Annotated in this window: 16 protein-coding genes, 1 tRNA gene and 1 pseudogene; 12 read left to right on the forward strand and 6 right to left on the reverse strand. The window is 67.0% G+C overall.

All coding sequences use genetic code 11. From position 1 onward, the window contains the following. Positions 1–195 precede the first annotated feature (195 nt). Positions 196–1,338: a rod shape-determining protein RodA gene (rodA, locus tag KHN96_RS22245; protein ID WP_062737697.1), complete on the forward strand. Its 1,143-nt coding sequence runs from the start codon at positions 196–198 to the stop codon at positions 1,336–1,338. Between the two features lie 36 nt (positions 1,339–1,374). On the opposite strand, the gene KHN96_RS22250 is transcribed toward rodA, so the two are convergent. Next, positions 1,375–3,063 (reverse strand): AMP-binding protein, encoded by a 1,689-nt coding sequence (locus KHN96_RS22250; RefSeq protein ID WP_045785424.1) that lies wholly within the window; start codon positions 3,061–3,063, stop codon positions 1,375–1,377. A 450-nt stretch (positions 3,064–3,513) separates the two neighbouring features. On the opposite strand from KHN96_RS22250, the gene KHN96_RS22255 reads away from it, so the two are divergent. Further along, positions 3,514–4,452 carry a LysR family transcriptional regulator gene (locus KHN96_RS22255; RefSeq protein ID WP_045785423.1) on the forward strand — a complete coding sequence of 313 codons (939 nt, stop codon included), beginning with the start codon at positions 3,514–3,516 and terminating at the stop codon, positions 4,450–4,452. 71 nt (positions 4,453–4,523) lie between these two features. Here KHN96_RS22255 and KHN96_RS22260 read toward each other — a convergent pair whose 3' ends face one another. The 4 genes from KHN96_RS22260 to KHN96_RS22275 all read right to left on the reverse strand — a co-directional run bounded on the left by KHN96_RS22260 (position 4,524) and on the right by KHN96_RS22275 (position 10,227). Then, positions 4,524–7,127, reverse strand: coding sequence for a DNA topoisomerase III (locus tag KHN96_RS22260; protein ID WP_045785422.1), 2,604 nt, complete (start codon positions 7,125–7,127; stop codon positions 4,524–4,526). A 253-nt stretch (positions 7,128–7,380) separates the two neighbouring features. Beyond that, a complete protein-coding gene (locus KHN96_RS22265; protein WP_062737607.1) occupies positions 7,381–7,770 on the reverse strand; it encodes a thioredoxin family protein in 390 nt (129 codons plus the stop codon). Positions 7,771–7,806: 36 nt separating this feature from the next. Continuing rightward, on the reverse strand, positions 7,807–9,027 hold the full coding sequence (gene dprA / locus KHN96_RS22270) for a DNA-processing protein DprA (protein ID WP_045785420.1): 1,221 nt from the start codon (positions 9,025–9,027) through the stop codon (positions 7,807–7,809). Positions 9,028–9,051: 24 nt separating this feature from the next. Further along, complete coding sequence (locus KHN96_RS22275) at positions 9,052–10,227, reverse strand: LysM peptidoglycan-binding domain-containing protein (RefSeq protein ID WP_062737608.1); 1,176 nt, start codon at positions 10,225–10,227, stop codon at positions 9,052–9,054. A 254-nt stretch (positions 10,228–10,481) separates the two neighbouring features. Between KHN96_RS22275 and def the strand changes: the two genes are divergently transcribed. The 10 genes from def to KHN96_RS22325 all read left to right on the forward strand — a co-directional run bounded on the left by def (position 10,482) and on the right by KHN96_RS22325 (position 21,291). Then, positions 10,482–10,997 (forward strand): peptide deformylase, encoded by a 516-nt coding sequence (gene def / locus KHN96_RS22280; protein WP_045785418.1) that lies wholly within the window; start codon positions 10,482–10,484, stop codon positions 10,995–10,997. A 10-nt stretch (positions 10,998–11,007) separates the two neighbouring features. Beyond that, entirely contained in the window at positions 11,008–13,020 is a 2,013-nt protein-coding gene (locus tag KHN96_RS22285) for an ArnT family glycosyltransferase (protein WP_062737609.1), read from the forward strand. A gap of 61 nt (positions 13,021–13,081) precedes the next feature. After that, positions 13,082–14,065 carry a methionyl-tRNA formyltransferase gene (gene fmt, locus KHN96_RS22290; RefSeq protein WP_062737610.1) on the forward strand — a complete coding sequence of 328 codons (984 nt, stop codon included), beginning with the start codon at positions 13,082–13,084 and terminating at the stop codon, positions 14,063–14,065. 42 nt (positions 14,066–14,107) lie between these two features. Continuing rightward, positions 14,108–14,764, forward strand: a complete 657-nt coding sequence (locus KHN96_RS22295; protein ID WP_062737611.1) for a LysE family translocator — start codon at positions 14,108–14,110, stop codon at positions 14,762–14,764. Positions 14,765–14,884: 120 nt separating this feature from the next. Next, positions 14,885–15,745, forward strand: coding sequence for a zinc metalloprotease HtpX (gene htpX, locus KHN96_RS22300; protein WP_045785414.1), 861 nt, complete (start codon positions 14,885–14,887; stop codon positions 15,743–15,745). A 102-nt stretch (positions 15,746–15,847) separates the two neighbouring features. Further along, positions 15,848–17,179, forward strand: a complete 1,332-nt coding sequence (gene rsmB, locus KHN96_RS22305) for a 16S rRNA (cytosine(967)-C(5))-methyltransferase RsmB (protein WP_062737612.1) — start codon at positions 15,848–15,850, stop codon at positions 17,177–17,179. Positions 17,180–17,191: 12 nt separating this feature from the next. Then, positions 17,192–17,956 carry a DUF4390 domain-containing protein gene (locus KHN96_RS22310; RefSeq protein ID WP_045785412.1) on the forward strand — a complete coding sequence of 255 codons (765 nt, stop codon included), beginning with the start codon at positions 17,192–17,194 and terminating at the stop codon, positions 17,954–17,956. Then, the gene (locus KHN96_RS22315) at positions 17,953–20,397 is read left to right on the forward strand and encodes a sensor histidine kinase (RefSeq protein ID WP_045785411.1); all 2,445 of its coding nucleotides are present in this window, start codon (positions 17,953–17,955) and stop codon (positions 20,395–20,397) included. The genes KHN96_RS22310 and KHN96_RS22315 overlap by 4 nt, the downstream gene beginning before the upstream one ends. Positions 20,398–20,433: 36 nt before the next feature. After that, a complete protein-coding gene (locus KHN96_RS22320) occupies positions 20,434–21,147 on the forward strand; it encodes a response regulator (protein ID WP_045785410.1) in 714 nt (237 codons plus the stop codon). A 68-nt stretch (positions 21,148–21,215) separates the two neighbouring features. Beyond that, positions 21,216–21,291: transfer RNA gene (locus KHN96_RS22325), tRNA-Phe, on the forward strand. Between the two features lie 264 nt (positions 21,292–21,555). Here the strand turns inward: KHN96_RS22325 and KHN96_RS22330 are convergent. Beyond that, positions 21,556–21,910: pseudogene (locus KHN96_RS22330) on the reverse strand (hypothetical protein); the annotation flags it as partial.

A 21,910-nucleotide genomic window follows, 5' to 3' on the forward strand; every position in this document is an offset into this window, starting at 1 on the left:
CCAGGTGCTGCAGGCGCTGTCGCACGCGCAACCGCCGCCTGAACTGGCGCCGCGCGGGCGCGGCAATGCGGCCGCACCGGCTTCGGCGCCGGCCGCCGCCGCACCGGCACCCAAGGGCAGCAAAGGTGCCAAGCCGGCCGCCAAACCCGCGAGCGCAGCGCGCTGACCGCGCTTGAGGAGCACACCATGGAAAAACTGGACAAGCGCCGCGTCTTCAACATCATCAAGTCGCTGTTTACGGGCTTCGACAAGCCGCTGGCGCTGATCGTCTTCCTGCTGCTCGGCACGGGGCTGATCGCGCTGTACTCCGCGGCCGTCGACATGCCGGGCCGCCTCGAAGACCAGATCCGCAACATCATGCTGTCGTTCGTGCTGATGTGGATCATCGCCAACCTGCCGCAGCAGACGCTGATGCGCTTTGCGGTGCCGCTGTACACGGTGGGCGTGGCGCTGCTGATCGGCGTGGCGATGTTCGGGCTCATCCGCAAGGGCGCGCGGCGCTGGCTGAACATCGGCGTGGTGGTGCAGCCCTCCGAGATCATGAAGATCGCCATGCCGCTCATGCTGGCGTGGTACTTCCAGAAGCGCGAAGGGGTGATCCACTGGTACGACTATTTGGCCGCTGCGGTGCTGCTGCTCATTCCGGTTGGCCTGATCGCCAAGCAGCCGGACCTCGGCACCGCGCTGCTGGTGCTCGCCGCGGGCATCTACGTGATCTACTTTGCCGGCCTGTCGTGGCGGCTGATCGTGCCGGTGCTGGTGATTGCGGTGACGGCGATCACGCTGGTGGTGTCGTTCGAGTCGCGCATCTGCGCGCCGGGGGTGAACTGGCCGATCCTGCACGACTACCAGCAACACCGTGTCTGTACGCTGCTCGACCCGACCACCGACCCGCTCGGCAAGGGCTTCCACACCATCCAGTCGATCATCGCCATCGGTTCAGGCGGCGTGACGGGCAAGGGGTGGCTCAAGGGTACGCAGACCCACCTGGAATTCATCCCGGAAAAACACACCGACTTCATCTTCGCGGTGTACTCCGAGGAATTCGGATTGGTGGGCAACGGCGTGCTGCTGTTCCTGTATCTGCTGCTGATCCTGCGCGGGCTCTTCATTGCGGCCAACGCCGGCACGCTGTTCGGGCGCCTGCTGGCCGGGTCGATCACGCTGATCTTCTTCACCTATGCCTTCGTCAACATGGGCATGGTGAGCGGCATCCTGCCCGTGGTCGGTGTGCCGCTGCCGCTCATCAGTTATGGCGGGACGGCGCTCGTCACGCTCGGCATGGGCATCGGCATCCTGATGAGCATTGCCCGACAGAAGCGCTTCGTGCAGACATGAAAAAACGGCCGCCCAACGCAGGCGGCCGTTTCTGTTTCAGGCGGCAATGGCCTCTTCGCGCAACAGGCGCCGCAGGACCTTGCCGGTTGCCGTGGCGGGCAACGCGTCGTGGAACTTCACCCGCCGCGGCACCTTGTACGGCGCCATGTTCTCGCGCGACCACGCGATCAGCTCGGCTTCCGAGAGCTTGACGCCATTCATAGGCACCACGTGCGCGCACACGACCTCGCCCTTGTCGGGGTCGGGCAGGGGCGTGACAGCCACCTGCCGGATGCCCGGATGGCGCGAGAGCAGCGCTTCGACTTCCTCGGGAAACACGCTGTAGCCCGACACCTTGATCATCTCCTTGATGCGGCCCTGCCACTGCAGGTAGCCGTCGGCGGACACCTGTCCGATGTCGCCGGTATGCAGGAAGCCGTTGCGCAGGACGGCCCGCGTGGCCTCGTCGCGCTGCCAGTACCCGCGGAACACGCCTGGGCTGCGGATGGTGATCTCGCCAGGCTGCCCGGGCGGCAGCTCCACGCCGGTGTGCGGGTCGACGATGCGGACTTCGGTCTGCGGGACGATCTTGCCGTGCCAGCCCCAGCGCGGGGCGTGCGCCGGCGTGATGGCATCGCAGGTATGCGTTTCGGACAGCCCGTATGCGGCCTCATAGGTGCGGCACTGCGGGCCGGCAAACGCGCGCCACTGCTCGGCAATCGCCTCGGTCAGCGGCACGCCGAAGCTCGTGCACGGGTTGGTCGTGAGCGATTCCATGCGGTACTGCGCCGCATCGGGGTGCGCCATCACCGCCAGGTTCATCGGCGTCATGCTGTACCACCACGTGACGCGGTAGCGGTCGATGGCCTGCAGCACGGCAAGCGGGTCAAAGCGGTAGAGCAGGATGGTGGCTGCGCCGGAGTACAGCATCGTGTTCATGCCCATCAGCATGCCCGCAATGTGCGAGAGCGGCGCCACGGCCAGCATCACGTCGGAGGCCTGGATGCCGCCCACCTGCACCGTGACCGCCGTCTTGTACAGCGCATTGCGGTGCGTGAGCATCGCGCCCTTCGGGCGACCGGTGGTGCCAGAGGTGTAGACCATCAGCGCCACGTCATCGAGCCCCACCGGGATGGCGGCCACGGCGTCGCGCTCGGCTACGTCCACCGGCTCGGCCATCAGTTGCATCAGGTCGAGTTGGGCGGCGCCGGGCGTGTTCCTGGGCGGCGGCGCGGATGATGCATCGGCGGCGATCAGCTCCGGCGGAACAGCGAGTGCCTTGCGGCAGGCGGGCTGTGCCGGCTGCAGATCGGCATAGCGCGTGGTGATGACGGTGACGACCGACGTGCCGGGCCGCGCAGCCTCGACGATGGGCATCAGGTCTGCCGCCGCCACCAGGATCTTCGCGCCGCAATCGGCGAGCTGGTCACGCAGCTCATGCTGGCGCGACAGCGGGCCGCACGGCACCACAATGCCGCCCAGCTTGGCCGTGGCGAGGTGCGCGATGATCGCCTGCGGACAGTTCTGCAGAAACAGCGCGACACGGTCGCCGCGCACCACCCCGAGGCGTTGAAGCTGCACCGCCAGCCGGGTCGAAAGCTGATCCAGCTCGCGCCAGCACATCGTGCGGCCGTACCAGAGGAGGGCGATGCGCTCGGGGGTCTGCTGCGCGTGGAGGGCGCAATACCGGTGCAGCGGCATCTCGCCCGCGGCGTAATGGACCGGTTCGCGGTTCTGAATGGTCATATGGTGTCTCCTCGGCCTTCGGTGTCGCGCGGCGACGCCTTGGCCGTGATGGCGGCCCTCGTGCCGGGGCGCTCATGCGGGTTCGGTTTCGGGGCATCCATGGTGCGAGTATGGCTAAACCGCATGGCGGCCGCTGCACCGATTTGCGCAAAACCGCGTTCCACCCGAAGGCGGCCTGTCGTACGGTCGTCCCAAGCCGATCCCACAAAAATCTACCGCTCGGTATAGAGTTTCAGCGCAAATTCGACGGGGCGTCAATCGGTGAGAAGTCGGATATTCCGCCCCGGCAATGAAATGTCACAAACATAAGGACTGCGCTCATTCTCACATGAGCGTGCACTCACATTTAATGACCGCGCCAAGGCAATGAATTGCGCATACCAACATTAAAAATTTGCCGTCACGACAGATTTGTTCTATTTTTGACAACAAATTATGTGAGAGGTTGGAATGGATCGTTTGCAGTCGATGCGGGTGTTTTCCAAGGTCGTGGAGCTCGGCAGCTTCGCGCGCGCAGCCCAGCATCTGTCGATGAGCAATGCCGTGGTCACGCGCTACGTGGCCGACCTGGAGGCGCACCTCGGCACGCGTCTGCTCAACCGGACCACGCGCAGCCTGTCGCTGACGGACGTGGGCGAAACCTATCTGCAGCGCTGCCAGCAGATTCTGCTCGACATCGACGAGGCCGAATCGCTGGCCACGTCGCGCAGCCAGGCGCTGGTGGGTGGCCTGCGCATCGTCGCGCCGGTGATGTTCGGGCTGCACGTCCTGCCGATGCTCCTCGCGCGCTTCCAGCAGCTGTACCCCGAGGTCACGTTTGACGTGGCGCTGTCGGATCGCCCGATCGACATCGTCGAAGACGGACGCGACGTCGGCATCATGGTGTCGGAACTCGGGCTCGGCTCGCACCTGGTGGCGCGCCGCATGATCTCTGCGGAGATGATCATGGCCGCCACGCCGGCCTACCTGCGCCAGCATTCCACCCCGCAGCGCGCAGAAGACATCGCCGATCACCGCGTGATCGCCATGTGGCACCCGCAGCTGCGCCACGAGTGGGAGATGACCACGCCCGACGGGCAGTCGATCGCCGTGCCGGTGCAGCCGTCGCTCGTCACCAGCAATGCGGAACTGATGCATCGCGCCGTGCTGGCCGACATGGGCATCGCGGTGCTGTCGTCGTACATGGCGCGGCCCGACCTGGAGTCAGGCCGGCTCGTACGCGTGCTGCCGCAGTACAAGCTGCCGCAGCGCTCGCTCTCGCTGGTGTACCCGAGCCGCAAGTTCCTGCCGACCAAGGTGCGCACGTTCATCGACTACATGCTCGCGCAGGCGATGGAAGTGAAGCACAGCGAAGCGCGCGCCGGACGCGCATTGAGCGAAGCCGCATAAGCCACGGCAGGCCGCGCAAACAAAACGGGAGGACACTGTCCTCCCGTTTGCATTAGTGCCGAGTGGCGCGTTCAGGTGTCGCTCGTGCTCGCCTCATCAGCCTCGGCTTCGGCGGCCTTCTTGCGCGCTGGCGTCTTCTTGGCGGCGGTCTTGGCGGGTGCCTTCTTGGCCGCGGCCGTGGTCTTCTTCGCGGCCGTCTTGGCGGCGGGCTTGCCCTTGCCTTCACCGCGCGGCTCGAACTCGAAGCCGATCTTGCCGTCCGGCTGCTTGACGAGGAACGCCTTGAAGGCGCGGCCCGTGCGCGCCGACTTGAACCCGGTCAGCAGGTCCGTCTTGCCCTCGGTGAGCAGCTTGTGCAGCTGCTCGCGGCTGATCTCTTGCTGCAGGATGATCTTGCCGGTGGTGAAGTCGCACGTCTTGGGCTGCGCCACGGCGTTTTCACACACGTACTTCAGGCCGTGCTCGTAGACGTTGCCGTTGCACTTCGGGCAATGGCCGACGCTTTCCTGGCCGGTGAAGTCGACGGGTTCGCCGTCCTCTTCCTCGTTCTGGCCGAAGTCGAACTCCATCTTCCAGTGGCCGTCTTCCTGAACCAGCTTCAGGATGGCGGCAAACGGCCGGCCCATCTTGCTGCGGAAGCCCTGCAGCGGGCCGATGGTCTTGTTGGTCAGCAGCTCTTCCACCTCGTCCAGCTCGAACTGGCGACCACCCGGGATCTTGCTGATCGAGAAGTCGCAGTGGCTGCACGCGAAGCGGCGGTAGTTTTCCTTGACCACGTGACCGCATTGCGGGCACGGCGTGGAAAGCGTCGCGTAATCGCCGGGGATGGTGTCGCTGTCGTACTCCTTGGCGCGCTTGACGATCTGCTGCGTCATCTGCGCGATCTCGCGCATGAACTCGTCGCGTGCGAGACGGCCACGCTCGATCTGTGCGAGCTTGTGCTCCCATTCGCCGGTTAGTTCGGCCTGCGTGAGTTCTTCAACGCCCAGGCCGCGCAGTAGCGTCATCAGCTGGAACGCCTTGGCCGTGGGGATCAATTCGCGGCCTTCGCGCACGAGGTACTTTTCGGTTAGCAGCCCTTCGATGATGGCCGCGCGCGTGGCCGGCGTGCCCAGGCCCTTGCCGGCCATGGCCTCGCGCAAGGCGTCGTCGTCGACGAGCTTGCCGGCGCCTTCCATGGCCGACAGCAGCGTCGCTTCGTTGTAGCGTGCGGGGGGCTTGGTGGTCAGGCCCACCGGCTCGACCTTGTCGGTCTTGACCTTTTCGCCCTTGGCGACGGGCACGAGGTTGGCGTCGTCGCCCTGCGACTCACGGCCGTAGATCACCAACCAGCCGGGGTTGACCAGCACCTTGCCTTCGGTCTTGAAGTGGTGGCCGGCCACCTCCGTCACGCGCGTGGTGACGAGGTATTCGGCCGCCGGGAAGAACACCGCCAGGAAGCGGCGCACCACCAGGTCATACAGCTTCTGCTCCGGCTCCGACAGGTTCTTCGGTGCCTGCAGCGTCGGGATGATGGCGAAGTGATCGCTGATCTTACTGTTGTCGAAGATCCGCTTGTTGGGCCTGACCCACTGGTTGTCGAGAATCTTCTTCGCGTGCGGCAGGTAGTTGTGCGAACTCTCGGCCAGCATGTCGAGCGTCTTCTTGACCGTGCCCATGTAGTCTTCGGGCAGCGCGCGGGAATCCGTCCGCGGATACGTCAGTACCTTGTGCTTTTCATACAGCGCCTGCGCCAGCCCCAGCGTGTTCTTGGCCGAGAAGCCGAAGCGGCTGTTGGCCTCGCGCTGCAGGCTCGTCAGGTCGAACAGCGCCGGCGACATCTGCGTGGACGGCTTCGATTCTTCCGTCACGGTGCCCGGCTTGTCGCGGCACGCAGCGACGATGCTCTTGGCCTCGGCCTCGCTCCACAGGCGCGAGTCGCGCTGCTCGGGGTCGAACTCGTTCTTCTTGAATTTCGGATCAAACCAGCGGCCTTCGTACAGGCCCGCCGCGGCGATGAACTCGGCGCGCACTTCCCAGTAGTCGCGCGGGACGAACCGTTTGATCTTCTCTTCGCGCTCCACCACGATCGACAGCGTGGGCGTCTGCACGCGGCCCACGGTGGTGAGGAAAAAGCCGCCGCCTTTGCTGTTGAAGGCCGTCATGGCGCGCGTGCCGTTGATGCCGACCAGCCAGTCGGCTTCGGAGCGGCACCGCGCGGCGTCGGCCAGCGGCATCATTTCTTCGTCGCTGCGCAGCTTGGCAAACCCGTCGCGGATCGACTGCGGCGTCATCGACTGCAGCCACAGTCGCTTGACCGGCAGCTTGGTGTTCGCGTGCTGCGCAATGAGGCGGAAGATCAGCTCGCCCTCGCGCCCCGCGTCACAGGCGTTGATGAGGCTCGTCACGTCCTTGCGCTTGATGAGGCGTGTCAGCACCTTGAGGCGCGACTCCGACTTGGCGATCGGGCGCAGATCGAAGTGCGGCGGGATCACCGGCAGGTGCGCAAAACTCCATTTGCCGCGTTTGACCTCGTACTCCTCCGGGGCGGCGATTTCGACCAGGTGGCCCACGGCCGACGAAAGGACGTAGTCGTCGCTTTCGTAATACTCGTCGTGCTTGGTGAAGCCACCCAGCGCGCGCGCGATATCAGCGGCGACCGACGGTTTTTCGGCAATGATGAGGGCCTTGGACATGTGAGCGGATCCTGGCGATCGCATGCAATCGATAAAAAGAAGTCGCTGATCTATAGCGACCGTTCGCGTGGGTTTTGTAGAGTCTTATGGCTTCGCGGGCCGACTTTCAAGTGCTGCGGGCGCCTGTTGGGGCACGCACCGGGGTCCTGTCAAAACGGTTCAGCCCCGAATTTGGCCGCCAATCATAAGCGCGGTTCCTTAGGGGGTGCAATAGAGTGGCGCATGCAGCGCATCGCGTTGTCAAGCGCCGTCCTCACGTCAGTTCCAGCAGCCAGGCGCGCAGGTCCGGCGCATCCCGGACGGCCGGAGCAGCGGCCAAGTCCCGCGAAAGCAGCCCCTCCACCACGCCCGCATGTGGCAGGACCGGGCCGAAAAACAACACATCGCCGGCGTCGTCCATGCGCTGCACCAGCAGGGTGGGGAAGTTTTCGACGTCGAAATCGCCCAGCGCATCGGCGTGGTCTTCCACGTCCACCCAGACGAAGCAGCATTCCGGATGCCGCACCGCCAGATCAGCGAACGTCGCTCGATAGCTGCGGCACGTGCCGCACCACTCGGCGCACAGGCACGCAACCAGCCACCGTCCGTGGTGGATGTGCTCGCGCAGCGCTGCGATGTCGGTGTCGGGAGAAAGGAGCGGCATGTCGGTCGAACAGTCGCGCCTATTGTAGGCACGCTTTCACGGAAGCCGCAGGAAGCGGCCGCCGGGCTGGCGCTCGACGCGGCCGTCCAGTTCGAGGGCCAGCAGTTGCGCCGACAGCGCGGCAGCGGGCTGGCCGGTGCGCTCACACAAGGTGTCCAGGTCGACAGGGTCAAAGCCGAGGGCATCAAGCAGCGCGGTTTCGGCCGCGTTTGGCGGGGTGCGTGCGGCAGGCGCATGCGCAGCGGACGCCGGTTGAGCCGACGGCGGAGCCGATGCTGCGGGCCTGGTACGGCGCTCCGGTGCGGCGGCGCTCGCCCAGCCAAGTTCGTCGAGGATGTCGGCGGCTGTCTCCACGAGCTTGGCACCCTGCTTGATCAACAGGTGGCAGCCCTTGGCCAGCGGCGAGTGGATCGACCCCGGGATCGCGAACACGTCGCGTCCCTGCTCCCCAGCCAGCCGCGCCGTGATGAGCGAGCCCGACTGGGCGGCGGCTTCCACGACCAGCAGCCCGCGCGCGAGCCCGGCAATGAGCCGATTGCGGCGCGGGAAGTTCTCGGCCCGGGCGCCCATGCCCAGCGGATACTCGGAGATGATGAGCCCCGCCTCCGCAATGCGGTGCGCCAGCGCCCGGTTGCGCGCGGGATAGACGATATCGAGCCCGGTGCCGACCACGGCGATCGTGCTGCCCGGGCCGGCCAGCGCGCCTTCGTGCGCCGCCGCGTCGATCCCGAGCGCCAGTCCCGACACCACCGTCACGCTGGCCGCCGACAACGCCTGCGCAAACGCCCGGGCGTTTTCGATGCCGGCGGCCGTGGCGCTGCGCGCACCGACCACGCCGACCGCCGCCGCCCTGAGCAGCGAAACATCGCCCTTCGTATACAGCAGGGTCGGCGGATCGGGCAATTCCAGCAGGCGGGGCGGATACCCGCGATCTGCGAGCGTGAAGACGGCGTTGCCGGGCGTATTCGCCCACACCACGGTGCGCTCGATCAGTGAAGCCAGCGCTGCATCGGGCTCGGCGAGCAACGCCCGCGCGTGCCGCTCCGGGACCACCTTCACCAGCGCCGAATACGGTTGTGCGAAGATGTCCTGCGGCAAGCCGAACGCCGCCAGCAGTTGCCGGGCGGCTACGGGCCCAACGCCAGGGGTTTCGGTCAGACGCAGCCACGCGGCCAGTTCAGCGGGGTCGCGGGTGCAGGAGAGGGTGTCGGTGGAATCGGCCGCGGCGGACGCCGCGGCGTGCGATACATCAGTCAAATCAGGGACTGCGGTAACGCGTGGTCAGGGTTGTTGCGACATCGGATTGGTGGCCGTATCGCCCACCTCCACGGTGTTCGAGGCGTCAGTCACCAGCGCATAGGCGACGTGCGGGAAGACGCGGAACACGAATGCCAGGCCGTAGCGCTCCTCCGGCAACACCACGCGCTCGTTGCCGGCGGTCGGATCCTTCACCACGCCGCCCGCACGGGCCAGTGCCAGCACATGACCGGGTTCCAGCCCCTGCTGGCTGCCGATATTCAGCACGACAACCTGGTCGGTGCCGCCAAAGCGCACGCCGCCGGTCACCTTGGCGACCACGCCGTGCACGTCGCCCTCCGGTGCATGCGGCACATAGCGCACAGGCACGCGCGGCGGCAGCGGCATCAGCTGCGTGCCCACGCCCATTTCTTCCTTGGACGACAGCACTTCCATCTTGGTGGCCGATTGCGGACCCGCGGCAGCGCGCACCACGCGCAGCGTGCCGAGGAAATCCGCCTCGTAGCCGAGCACCTTGCCGCTGACGGGATCCTTCAACGGCTTGACCGGGCGATATGCCTGCCATTCGCTGCCCGGCTGGCCGCCTTCACCTGCGGGCAGACCGCGCGCGTAGGCGCTCTCGCCCTTGCCCAGATAGACGCGGCCTTCGGGCAGCGCAAAGATGCGCGCCGGCGTGGCCAGCGTTTCCTCGTCCACGACGATCGGCTGGGTGAGGAACGGCTCGATCACAGCGGGGGGAATGCTGGGGATGGCATCGCCGTCCTGGCCCGACACGCGGGTATGCGGCGACAGGCGCACCGTGCTGCCCTCGGCCGAGGCTGGCGAAGTCGACAGCCACGCCCGGCCGTTCGCGTGATGCAGATACAGCACCTGGCCCGGATAGATCAGGTGCGGATTGCGGATCTGTTCGCGGTTCATGCCCCACAGTTCCGGCCACCGGTACGGGCGCTGGAGGTATTTGCCCGAAATCGCCCACAGGGTGTCGCCCCGGCGCACGGTGTATTGCGCGGGTGCGTTGGCGGCCAGCTCGGATTCGGGAATGCCGGCCTGGGCAGCCGCTGTGGCCTGGGCCTGTTGCGCCGGCGTCACGACGCGCTCCGCCGCGTGCGCGCCACCTAGGCAGAAAAGCGTTGCCGCGGCAACCGCCGAGAAGGCGCAAACGTAAGGCTGGCGCGGTTTCGTGGCGGGCTGAGAGAGCATCGGTGTGTTACGATGGCGCATTATTCTTTGAAGAATCGGCGAGTGGTCCGCGTGGTATTCGACGCTTGGCCGCCGCCACTGCACGCGTACTGTCGGCGCAGCAATCCGGGGGGTATGGCATCGAACGTTCGTCAGGCTTTTTCCTAAGCCATGTGGCGGATAGCGCCCCCGATTCTGCATGACATTCCAAGCGATCGCAATTGAAGGCAACCCCTCGTTAGCGTGGCCTTCCGCAACCGTTGTTGCCAAGCATCATGGCCCTACTCAATATCCTGCAATACCCTGACCCGCGGCTGCACAAGGTGGCCAAACCGGTTGCCGTGGTCGACGACCGCATCCGCAAGCTCGTGGCCGACATGGCCGAAACCATGTACGAAGCCCCCGGCGTCGGCCTGGCCGCGACGCAGGTCGACGTGCATGAGCGCGTGATCACCATCGACGTCTCGGAGACGCGCGACGAACTGCGCGTGTTCATCAACCCCGAGATCGTGTGGGCCAGCGCCGAGCGCAAGGTCTGGGATGAAGGGTGCCTGTCGGTGCCTGACATCTACGACAAGGTCGAACGCCCCGATCGCGTGCGAGTGCGCGCACTCAACGAAAAGGGCGAAACCTTCGAACTGGAGGCCGACGGCCTGCTGGCCGTGTGCATCCAGCACGAAATGGATCACCTGATGGGCAAAGTCTTCGTTGAATACCTCTCGCCGCTCAAGCAGACCCGCATCCGCTCCAAGCTGAAGAAGCACCAGCGCGAAGTGGCGCACCAGCGGTGAACGCCGTTTCATGCCAGCCGATGCCGACGCGCCCCGTCGCCCCGTTCCGCTGATGCAGCCCCCCCCCGTCGGCACGGGCGCCCGCACGCTACCGGCCTTGCTGTTGCGACACTGGCGTGCCGTCGTCGTGCTGATGCTGTGTGCATACTTCGTTGCCGGCACGTTCTGGCGCATGCCGTGGAAAGCCGACGAGCCTTACTCGTTCGGCGTGGTGCTCAACATCATCCAGCAGGGCGACTGGGTAGTCCCGAATGTCGCCTTCGAGCCGTTCGTCGAAAAACCGCCGCTGATGTACTGGACGGGCGCGCTGGCCGCGCTCGCGCTGCCCAATGTGCCGGCGCACGAGGCCGTACGCGTGGCAGTGCTGTTCTGGATGGCCCTCACGTGCTGGGCCGTCTGGCGTACCGCGCGGCTGCTGCGCGGCGAGGCGCGCGACTGGCGCCAGCGCGTCGGCACAGCGCTGGCACGCGGCCGCCCGGGGCCGACACTTGCAGCGCGTCGCCAGGCCGGCCTGGACGCCGGTGGTGCTGCGCTGCGCGACTACGCACTGGGCGCGCTGCTGCTGTTTGCGGGCTGCATCGGGCTGGTCGAGCACGTGCACAAGTTCATTGCGGACGTACCGCAATTGGCGGGCACGGCGATCGCGCTCTATGGTCTCGTGCGCTTCGTCAAGGAAAGCGAAACGGACCGCACCGCAGGCGTCGACGCGCTGCGGCCGGCGCTGTGGTTCGGCACGGGCATCGGCGTAGCGTTCCTGGGCAAGGGCGTGCTCGTGCCCGGGCTATTTGCGCTGACGGTGCTCGCGGCGATCGCCCTGCTGCCCGACTTCCGCCGCCGCCATGCCTGGCGGTTCTATGGCCTGTCGCTCCTGGCCGCGCTGCCGTGGCTCGTGATCTGGCCGGCAATCTTCTGGCATGAATCCACAGACCTGTTCATCGAATGGTTCTGGGTCAACAACGTCGGGCGATTCTTCGGGTTCTCGCATCTCGGCGGCGAGAAAGGATCGCTGGCAACGACGCTGCGCTCCATACTGCTGACCGGCACGCCCGCCGTGTGGCCGGCCCTGGCCGTGGTGGCGTTGTCGGTGTACAAGCTGGTGCGGCTGCGGGGGCGCGGCGTACGCGCGGCCTGGCTGCTGCCGTACCAGGGGCACCTGGTGGTTGCGCTGTTCCTGTTGTTGAGCATCGCCGTGGTGCTGCGCTCGGCCGTGCTGCGCGATGTGTACCTGATGCCGCTGCAACCGGCGATGGCGCTGCTGGGCGCACCGATGCTGCTGCTCGTGCCGCCGGTTTGGCGCGCCCGTGCCTGGGGCGCAGCGGTGGCGCTCTTTGGCGCGCTTGGCGTCGTGGTGTGGGCCGTGTGGGCCGCACTCGTCGTCGACGGGGGGATGCTGCTGCCGGCCTGGCTCTCGAAGGCGCTGGGCCGCGTGCTGCCCTTGCCCTATGACATGCTGGTCCACCCGATTGCCGTGGCAGCGGCGGCGGCCGTCACCGCCGTGTGGGCGGTCTGCGTGTGGCTGCGGCCAGCGCGCTCCGGCGTGGTCGCATGGGCCGCCGGGCTGGGCCTCGTATGGGGCCTGCTGGGCACCCTGCTCATTCCATGGGTAGACGACGCCCGCAGTTACCGCCCGCTGTTCCAGGCCATCAAGCCGGTGCTGCAATCTGCCCAGGTCTGCGTGGCCACGCGCGGCATGGGCGAGAGCGAGCGCGCGCTGATGCACTACGAAACCGGTGTCCGCCCGGTCAAATGGCTGCTGGGCCATAGCGGCCACGGCGATGCCCACCGGCCCAACCCCGAGGCCCGCACCTGCGACCTGATGCTCGTCCTCGACAAGGCACGCGAGAACCGCAGCCGCCAGCCCAAGGGCGCCGATTGGGAGCTGGTCTGGCGCGGCAGCCGGCCAGGCGACACCAACGAGACCTTTTCGCTGTTCCAGCGGCGCGGCAATGGCGGCACCGAAGCCTTGCCTTCGCCCGAGCCCATCGTCCCGCTGACGGACACACCGCATCGCGGGCACCGTTGAACCCCATGCGCTCCGCCATCGCGTATGTAGCGCGCTTTTTTGTTGCTCCTGTTTTGCACGCATGACAACCACCCTTCGCGTAGCGTTTGCTGGCACACCCGAATTTGCGCAGACAGCGCTGGCGGCGATCCACCAGGCCGGCTTTCCCATTGTGGCCGTGTTGAGCCAGCCTGACCGGCCCGCAGGCCGCGGCATGCAGCTGCAGGCCAGCCCGGTCAAGCAATATGCGGTGTCGCACGGGTTGGAGCCGATCCTGCAGCCGCCCTCATTGCGCCGCACGGGCAAGTATCCACAGGAAGCCGCAGAGGCCATCGAGGCACTCGCCGCACAGCGCCCCGACGTGATGGTCGTGGCGGCCTATGGCCTGATCCTGCCGCAGGAAGTGCTCGACCTGCCGCGCTTTGGCTGCATCAACATCCACGCATCGCTGCTGCCGCGCTGGCGAGGCGCCGCGCCCATCCACCGGGCCATCGAAGCCGGCGATGCGCAATCCGGCATCACGCTCATGCAGATGGATGCCGGCCTCGACACCGGGGACATGATCGCCATGGAACGCGTGCCCATCGGCCCGGCGGACACCACGGGCACGCTGCACGACACGCTGGCCGCACTGGGCGGCCGCATGGTGGTGGAGGCGCTGTCGCGGCTCGCGCGGGACGGCCAGCTGCCCGCGACGCCGCAACCTGCCGAAGGTGTCACGTATGCCGAGAAGATCGCCAAGGACGAGGCGGCGCTCGATTGGGCGCGCCCATCTGCGGCGCTGCTGCGGCAGGTGCATGCGTTCAATCCGTTTCCGGGCGCATCGGCCGCGCTTGACGGCGTGACGATCAAGTTCTGGCAAGGCGAAGCCCTCGCCGATCGCCCCACCGACGCAGAACCGGGCACGGTGCTCGCCGCCAATGCCGACGGCGTGACCATCGCCTGCGGCACCGGCGCACTGCGCGTGACGCAACTGCAGAAGCCCGGCGGCAAGCGCCTGCCCGCGCGCGAGTTCCTGCAGAGCCTCGCCATCCAGCCAGGCCAGCGGTTCGCGTCCCGCAGCTGACGCGCATCCATATATAGAGAGAAGAGACAAGAGGACTCCGCCATGACGACGCTGGGCATCGTGAACCTGCCGCTCTTCATGCTGGCCGTGTTCCTGCTGAATGTGACGCCGGGGCCGGATACGGCCTATATCGTGGGGCGCAGCGTTTCGCAAGGGCGGACGGCGGGGCTGCTCTCGTCGCTCGGGGTATCGGCCGGCTGCTGCGTGCACGTGCTGGCGGTCGCCTTCGGGCTGACGGCCGTGCTCGCGGCATCCACGGTGGCCTTCACCGTGATCAAGGTGGTGGGCGCGGCGTACCTGATCTACCTCGGCGGCCGCATGCTGCTGGCACCGCCCGCGCGCGACGACACCCTCGCCGAAGCCGAAACCGCCGAACCGGCCAGGCGCCCGCGCCCCCTCAAGTCGCTGTTCATGCAGGGCTTCCTGACGAACGTGCTGAACCCGAAGGTGGTGCTGTTCTTCCTGTCGTTCTTCCCGCAGTTCGTGGATCCGCATGCCGGCCACAAGGCGCTGGCGTTCCTGGCGCTGGGCGCGGTGTTCGTCGTCATGTCGACGGCGTGGAATAGCGTGGTGGCGTGGGTGGCGGCCAGCGTCACGCGCCGCGTGGCGGGCAAACCCGGCATCAAGCGCTGGCTCGATCGCGTGGTCGGCACGGCATTCATCGGACTGGGTGCGCGGCTGGCCTTCACCACGCGTTGACCAAGCAGGCTCCAACTGCGGCAAAGTACCGCGCAAACATCGCACAAACCCTTGAATTTTCAGCGAATATCTTGATCTAAGAAACTCGCGAAACCCTCGACCCACAGGAGCCACGCCCTCATGTTCAACTGGATCAAGACCTTCATGCTGATGGCAGCGATTACCGCGCTGTTCATCGTCATCGGCGGCATGATCGGCGGACGCAGCGGGATGATGCTGGCGCTGCTGTTTGCGCTGGGCATGAATTTCTTCTCGTACTGGTTCTCCGACAAGATGGTCCTGCGCATGTACAACGCGCAGGAAGTCAACGAGACCACCGCGCCGCAGTTCTACCGCATGGTCCAGGAGCTTGCCGGCCGCGCGGGGCTGCCCATGCCGCGCGTGTATCTGATCGACGAAGCACAGCCCAACGCCTTCGCCACGGGCCGCAACCCCGAGCACGCCGCCGTGGCCGCCACGACCGGCATCCTCAACATCCTGAGTGAGCGCGAACTGCGCGGCGTGATGGCGCACGAGCTGGCCCACGTGCAGCACCGCGACATCCTGATCTCGACCATCTCGGCCACCATGGCCGGTGCGATCTCGGCGCTGGCCAACTTTGCGGTGTTCTTCGGCGGGCGCGACAGCGAAGGCCGCCCCGCCAACCCGGTCGCCGGGATTGCCGTCGCGATTCTTGCACCGCTGGCCGCGTCGCTGATCCAGATGGCGATCTCCCGCGCGCGCGAGTTCGAAGCCGACCGCGGCGGCGCGCAGATCAGCGGCGATCCGCAGGCGCTGGCCTCGGCGCTCGACAAGATCCACCGCTATGCGGCCGGCATCCCGTTTGCCGCCGCCGAGGCCCACCCGGCCACCGCACAGATGATGATCATGAACCCGCTGCACGGCGGCGGCCTGGCCAACCTGTTCAGCACGCACCCCTCGACGGAAGAGCGCATCGCGCGGCTGATGCAGATGGCGCAGACCGGGCAATACCCGGTCTGAGGCAGGCGCAGGAGGCCGCTTCCTTTATACTTTCGCAGTCCGCACGAGCCCGCCCATCGCGGGCTCGTTGCATTTTGTCCGCCTGATTTTTCCGCTGCCCCGATGCGTCTGCCGCCAGACTCCCTTGCCCACGCCTTGTCGCTTGCCGCTACCGCACTCGGCAAGCTGCGGCAGGGGACGGCATTGCCGCAGGCCATCGAGGCCGTCTGCCAGGGTCAGCCTGCCCCGGCACGAGGCGCGGTGCAGGACCTCGCCTACCGTGCCACACGCTGGCTCGGCAGCACCGACTGGCTGATCCGCACGCTGATCCCGCGCCCGCCCGCCGAAGGCGCTGCCAACCTGCTGCGCGTAGCGCTCGCACAATTGCTGGACACTGCGCAGCCGTATGCGCCGTTCACGGTGGTCGACCAGACCGTGCGGGCCGCCTCGGCCGATCCGAAGCTCGCGCACGGCAAGGGCATGGTCAACGGCGTGCTGCGACGATTCCTGCGCGAGCAAGACGAGCTCGTCGCCGCGATGCAGGCCGACCCGGTGGCCACCACGAACTATCCGGCATGGTGGATCGACGCCGTGCGCAGCGCGTACCCCGGCACGTGGCAGGCCATCCTCGCGGCCGGCAACCGCCGCCCGCCGATGGTGCTGCGCGTGAACCCGCGCCGCATCGCCGTGGATGTGTATCTCGCCCGGCTGGCCGAAAGCGGCATCGACGCCGAACGGATCGGCGAACAGGCCGTGCGGCTGGCCCGTGCCGTGCCCGTGGCTGAGCTGCCTGGGTTTGTCGACGGCGACGTCTCGGTGCAAGACGCCGGGGCGCAACTGGCGGCACCGCTGCTCGACGTGGCGCCCGGCCAGCGTGTGCTCGACGCCTGTGCCGCGCCCGGCGGCAAGACCGGCCACCTGCTCGAACTGGCCGACGGCCTGGACGTGACGGCACTGGAATCCGACGCCTCCCGCGCCGTCCGCATCGACGAAAATCTGGCGCGTCTGGGCCAGGCGGCCACCGTCCGCGTGGCCGATGCTGCCCAGCCCGATACATGGTGGGACGGCCGCCCGTTCGATCGCATCCTCGCCGACGTGCCATGCTCAGCGGCCGGTATCGTCCGCCGCCATCCGGATATCCGCTGGCTGCGCCGTCCGGCCGATCTGAAGGCACTCGCCGCCCTGCAGCGCGACATCGTGCGGGCGCTGTGGGCATGCCTCGCGCCCGGTGGCAAGTTGCTTTATGTGACCTGTTCGATTTTCCCGACGGAAGGCGAAGACCAGGCCCGATGGTTTGAAAGCCATCTGCAAGATGCGATACGATTGCACGCGCCCGGCCAGTTGCTGCCGGCCTTGCCCGAGTCGGCGCCCGCTGGTGGCTTCGGCGCCGGCACCTCGCCCCTGCCGCTCGATCACGACGGCTTCTTTTACGCGGTTTTCCAGAAACGGCCCTGATCAACGACCGTTGTGACTGTCATCCTTCGCCCATCGATCCGGCTGCTGCCACCCCGGTTCCGGCAGATTCTGCAACGGCTGGTCGTTCTGGGCATGCTGTTCCTGTGGTGGCCGGTCATGGCGCCTGCGCAGACCATCGAAGTCAACCGCGCCCAGCTGGAATATGCCGATGGCGGCTGGAATCTCTCCGCCGATTTCGACTTCGATCTACCCGGCAACCTCGAAGACGCCGTCAACAAGGGCATCGCGCTCTACTTCCTCGTCGAGTTTGAGCTGATCCGCCCGCGCTGGTATTGGTTCGACGACCATGCGGTGAGTGCCACGCGCGTCGTCCGGCTGTCGTTCCACCCGCTCACGCGCCAGTACCGCGTCTCGACCGGCGGCCTGCAGGTGCCGTTCTCGCGCCTGAAAGATGCGGTCGACTTCCTGCAGCACGTGCGGGGCTGGCGCGTGTTCGAGCAGCGTGCGGTCAAGCCCGGCGAAACCGTCCAGGCTGAAGTCCGCATGCGCCTGGACGTGACGCAACTGCCCAAGCCATTCCAGATCAACGCCGTCAACACGCGCGACTGGAACCTGAGTTCGGACTGGAAACGCTTCAGCGTGCTGGTGCCCAACGAGCTCCCCTCAGCACCGGCGCCGGCACCGGCAACGCCGCCGGCCAGTGCGCCGGCATCCTCGCCGCCCGCCTCTGCCGCCTCGGGCCTGTCGCCCAACCCGGGCTGGGGCATGACGGCCACGCCGTCCAACGCCACCTCGCTGCTGGCGCCCGCCAAATGATCTTCGACCGCAGCTACAAACGGCTGCTGTATCAGGTCGTCGCCGGCACCATTGTCTTCCTGGCGATCGTGCTGGTCGGGCTGCTGGCCGCCGCGTCGGCCAACACCGAATTCTTCGACCGCTATTTCACGCTGCTCTACAAGGTCAACCTCGTCATCGGGGTGCTGCTGGTGGTGATCATTGGCGGGCTGATGCTGGCGCTCGCGCTGCGCGCGCGGCGCGGCAAGTTCGGCACGCGGCTGATGACCAAGCTCGCGGTGTTCTTCGGGGTGGTTGGCGTGCTGCCGGGCGTGCTGATCTATCTCGTCTCGCTGCAGTTCGTTTCGCGCAGCATCGAATCGTGGTTCGACGTGAAGGTGGAGTCGGCGCTGGAGGCCGGCCTGAACCTCGGCCGCTCCACCATGGACGCCGCGCTGGCGGATCTGCAGAACAAGGGGCGCCTGATCGCCGAGCAGCTCGGAGACGGCTCGGCCTCTGCCACCACGCTCACGCTCAACCGGCTGCGCGAGCAATTCGGCGTGCAGGAGGCGACCATCTTCACCACCAGTGGCCGCGTGGTGGCCACGGCATCGAGTACGTATGACACGCTCGTGCCGAGCCTGCCCGACCAGGCCGTGCTCGAGCAGGCGCGCTCGCCCGGCGGCTATGCCAGCCTCGAAGGCGGCAGCGACTACGACGGCGACAACGGCCCGGCATCGGCCCCGCGCGCCGGCAATCGCCGCAACGATCTCTACCAGTTGCGCGTGGTCGTCGCACTGGGGACGGCCGCGCGCGAGGAGTCGGGGCTGCGGCTCGGCACAGCGGGGCGCAAGTGGGCCGGCACGGGCCTGCTCGCCGACCGCACGCCGGAAGACGCCGGCAGCCCCTCGCGCGGCTTCGGCCTGGTCGGCGAAGCGAGCCGCGAAGAGCGCTTCCTGCAGCTCGTGCAGCCGGTTCCCCAGGCGCTGGCGCGCAACGCCGATGCCGTCCAGCACGCATACCAGGAGTACCAGGAGAAGGCGCTCGGCCGCACGGGCTTGCGCAAGATGTACATCGGCACGCTCACGCTGACGCTGTTCCTGGCCGTCTTCATTGCGGTGATGCTGGCGCTGCTGCTCGGCGCACAGCTGGCACGGCCGCTGCTGATGCTGCTCCAGGGCACGCGTGAAGTGGCCGAGGGCGACCTCTCGCCCAAGCGCGAGCTGCATACGCGCGACGAACTCGGCCTGCTCACGCAGCAGTTCAACCAGATGACGCGCCAGTTGGCCGACGCGCGCCGGGCAGTGGAGCAGAATCGCGCGGCACTCGAGCAGTCGAAAGCCTATCTTGAGAGCGTGCTGACCAACCTGACCGCAGGCGTCTTCGTGTTCGACCACCGCTTCGTGCTGCTGACCGCCAACCCGGGTGCCGAGCGCATCTTCAAACAGCCCTTCGGCGCATGGGTCGGACAGGCCCTGGGCGGCATCGCGCCGCTGGCCGCCTTCGCCTCGATCGTCGAGCAGGCCTTTGCCGAGCACGATGTGAGCGCTGCGGCGGGCGCCGCGGCCGCACACTGGCAGAAGCAGGTCGAAATTCCCGTGGAAGATGAAGACGAGCCGCTCACGCTGCTGGTGCGCGGCACGCGGCTGCCCGGCCCGTCTGTCGGCGCGCACGGCACGGAGCGCGGCTACGTGGTGGTGTTCGACGACATTTCCGACGTGATCTCGGCCCAGCGCTCGGTGGCCTGGGGCGAAGTCGCGCGGCGCCTGGCGCACGAGATCAAGAATCCGCTCACGCCGATCCAGCTCTCCGCGGAGCGGCTGGAGATGAAGCTCTCGCCCAAGCTGTCGGAAGCCGACGCCGAGGTCTTGCGCCGCGGCGCCAGCACGATCGTCAACCAGGTCGCGGCCATGAAGCGCATGGTGGATGACTTCCGCGACTACGCGCGCACGCCACCAGCCATGCTGCAGGAGCTCGACCTGAACGCGCTCGCGGCCGAAGTGCTGCACCTGTACGGCATCGATCACCCTGACCGCCACGAGCACCCCGTCATCGAGGCGAGGCTCGGCGCGGGCCTGCCGCTCATCAAGGGCGACCCGACGCAGTTGCGCCAGGTCATCCACAACCTGCTGCAGAACGCGCAGGACGCGGTGGCCGAGAACGAAGCCGCCGGGCGACCTGCACCGCATGTCATGTTGCAAACTGACACGGTAGAATACGACGACGCCTCGGGCGCGCGGCGGCAGGCCGTGCGGCTTGCGATCGCGGACAACGGCGGCGGGTTCTCTTCCCGCATCCTCAACCGCGCCTTCGAGCCGTACGTCACGACCAAAGCCAAGGGCACAGGATTGGGCCTGGCCATGGTGAAGAAAATCATGGACGAGCACGGCGCGCGCATCGAATTGCGCAACCGCCCGTCCCAATCCGGGGGCACCGAGATCATCGGCGCCCAGGTTTCCATCCTGTTCGTAAAACTCGCGTAGCGCGGACGGCGATCCCGCCGCACATAGAGGAAAAGCATGGCCACCATCCTCGTTGTCGACGACGAAATGGGTATCCGGGAGTTGCTCTCCGAAATCCTCGGAGACGAAGGGCACGTTGTCGAAGTCGCCGAGAACGCGCAGCGTGCGCGCGAGTACCGCGCGAATGCAACGCCCGACCTCGTCCTGCTCGATATCTGGATGCCGGACACCGACGGCGTGACGTTGCTCAAGGAGTGGGCGTCGCAAGGTCTGCTGACCATGCCCGTGATCATGATGTCGGGCCATGCCACCATCGACACCGCTGTGGAGGCGACCAAGATCGGCGCGCTGAACTTTCTCGAGAAGCCGATCGCGCTGCAGAAGCTGCTGGCAGCCGTGGAGCAGGGCCTGTCGCGCGGCAAGGAAAAGCCACGTGCACCGGTGGCCGCAACCGCACCGGCCGCCTCGCTGGCGGGCGCAGCACCGGGCACGGCCGCCGCAGGCGCAGCCGCCACCGCAGAGCGCGCTGACATGAACGGCGCCCCCGCTCGCGCAGCCGAAGGCGGCGGCATGCAGTTCTCGTTCGACATGCCGCTGCGCGAAGCACGCGACCTGTTCGAACGTGCCTACTTCGAGTATCACCTGCAGCGCGAGGGCGGCAGCATGACGCGCGTGGCCGAAAAGACCGGCCTCGAGCGCACGCACCTGTATCGCAAGCTCAAGCAACTGGGCGTCGAACTCTCGCGCAACAAGAGCGAGCCGGCCGCCTGATTCCCGAATCCTTCACCGATTGCTTGACGGCGGGGACCAAATCCTGCCATACTTGCGCTTCTTTGCTTGGCCCGGTAGCTCAGTTGGTAGAGCAGCGGATTGAAAATCCGCGTGTCGGTGGTTCGATTCCGCCCCAGGCCACCACTTTTCAACGCCCAACCTCTATCGGTTGGGCGTTTTCGTTTCCGGGTTCCCCGACGCCGCGCGGGGTTCGGCGGCGTTCTGCGTGTGCCACGCAGTGAAGCCGCACCGCCCGAAAGTCGCCCAGTTCGACTCTCTTTTGCTCTCTCTTCTCTCAAAACCGGCGCCAACTTCTTGGCGGAAGCGCACGCAGGCGGCCTCGTACGTCAATGACTTGCGCGTGCGTCACGGCCAGCGGTTGTCCATCGTGCTTGGATGAGCAAGGCATCAAGCCTGCACGGGGCTCAATGCTGCAGCACAGGGCATCGAGTACAGCCCCGGGCGCCCCTGCACGACCTGGACGAGGGCCCGGTATGCAACGAGTGGCCCTTCGGCTTCCGGCTTACCCTTGTCGCGCGTCTTGACCTTGAACACGTCGATGGGCTTGTCGCTGTTGAGCCCGGCGCGCCGCATGATCTGGTCGGCGGTGCGGGGCTCGCCCTTGAACGACCACAGCGCGTCGAACACCGCGGCCTGAGCCTCGGTCAGCCGGATCGGGCCGTGCGGCCAGTCGGGCAGCGTGACCCAGCGGAAATCCGCCGAGAAAGGCCCCTTCACCGGCGTCGTTGGATCGCTGGCCTGC

It is taken from the genome of Ralstonia mannitolilytica, assembly GCF_905397375.1.
In the GTDB taxonomy this organism is placed as follows: Bacteria; Pseudomonadota; Gammaproteobacteria; order Burkholderiales; family Burkholderiaceae; genus Ralstonia; species Ralstonia mannitolilytica.